The 1,700-nt window shown below is 45.1% G+C and carries 1 protein-coding gene; it reads left to right on the top strand.

Translation table 11 applies throughout. The features are described from left to right. On the top strand, positions 1-1,700 hold a 1,700-nt coding region (locus ACFINE_RS09660), incomplete at both ends, for a hemagglutinin repeat-containing protein (protein WP_375621882.1).

Genomic DNA, 1,700 nt, shown 5'->3' with positions numbered 1-1,700 from the left:
CAAATCACCAATTGCATGTGCATGGCGGGGATATCTTTAGTCAAGGAGGGCATTTTGCGGCGGGTGGTGATGCTGTTATCCTTGCGGAGAAGAATATTCGTTTGGATGCAGGGCGCACAACGGTTGACGGCGTGGAGACAGTATTAAACACCGAGGCGCTTTCTGCTGGTGGCAATGCGAGCGTGATTGCCAAGCAAGATATCACCGCCTCAGGGGTGGGGATCACCACCGGAGGTGATCTTGCCATGGCTACAGAACAAGGCAACTTGACGATCGGTTCAGCAGAAACCCATTACCATGATGAACAGGGTGATGCCACCATGCATCATAAATCGGAAGTCAGTTCTGGGGGTTCAACAGTCTTTTCATCAGGAAAAAATCTCAATATTTTAGGCTCAGATGTTCAAGCAACGGATAAACTTCTCTTGCAAGCTGAGAGGAATATTTCGATTGATGCCACACGCAACAGTATGGACAATCAGAATGGGAGTGAAACCTCCCATGTTGCCTTGCACAATGGCTCTCATCTAAGTTCTGGAAAGAATATGGATATCATATCGGGGCACGATATCCATGTCTCTGCTTCCGATATAGATGCCAAGGGCAAGGTGGGGCTGAAAGCCAGTAACGATATCCTGATCAACAATGCAGAAGATAGCTTAAATTATGAGATGTCTGATCACAAAGAGGATGGAATATTTAGTGAGAGAGTCCATAATAATGTTGAGGCTACCCAAGTCGTGAGCTCAAGTATAACAGGCGGTGAAGGGATAGCCTTTGAATCTGGCAACGATACAAAAATCATTGGGTCGATGCTTCTTGCTGGAAAAAAAGAGGAAACACCAGATCAAGCAAAAGCGGATATTTCTATTCATTCTGGTGGGAATATTCTTATAAAAGGCGCTCAAGAACACTACGACCAGCAATACCAATCGTCTTCAAGTAGCTTTTTGCATGAGGAATCGTCCGATAGTTCTCAATCGCATACCACAACGGTCTCCTCTATCCTTGGGGCGACGGGCAACATCGTGTTAGACGCACAAGGAGAAGCCAAGATTTCTGCTTCTCATCTGCTTTCCGGTCAAAATATCAATGTGAGTGGAGAAAGTGTGACGATTGATGGTATGACAGATCACCATAGCAGCTACTCAGAAGAACATGCATCTGGTTTGGGCGCGGGTTCAGGCAAGGACTTTTTATCGATATATGGGAGTGAGACAAAGACAGAAAATGAAGAAAGTTTTGAACATCAAGGCTCTTCTCTCAATGCGAATGGCACTATCAACATCACTGCTAAGAAAAAAGATGTGACAATTGTTGGCTCTGATCTTGCAGGTGAGAATATTAACCTTTCGGCAGCTCGTGATGTCAATGTGCTTGTGGGTCATAATAGCCATAAGTCAAATTCTGAAGAAAAGCGTTCAGGTTTTGGTTTTCAGTTTGGAAACAGCAGCAGCAGTGTTTCTGTAGGAGTTGGGGTTGAGAGCACGAAAGACACCAGCGATCAATGGGAAACCACTTCCACACAATCACACATCACGGCACGCCAAGATGTGCGGATCAGTGCGAACAATGATGTGACCTTGCAAGCAGCCGATGTTTCAGCAGGTCGTGATGTGAGTGTTGATGCCGGTAATAATATCACGCTTTCGGAAAGCCAAGATATCTCTAAGACACAAAAAAAACATGAAAATTTCTTT

This window comes from Bartonella sp. AA97HXZ (assembly GCF_042196985.1).
Taxonomy (GTDB): domain Bacteria; phylum Pseudomonadota; class Alphaproteobacteria; order Rhizobiales; family Rhizobiaceae; genus Bartonella.
This window is presented reverse-complemented; position numbering and strand designations above follow the sequence as displayed.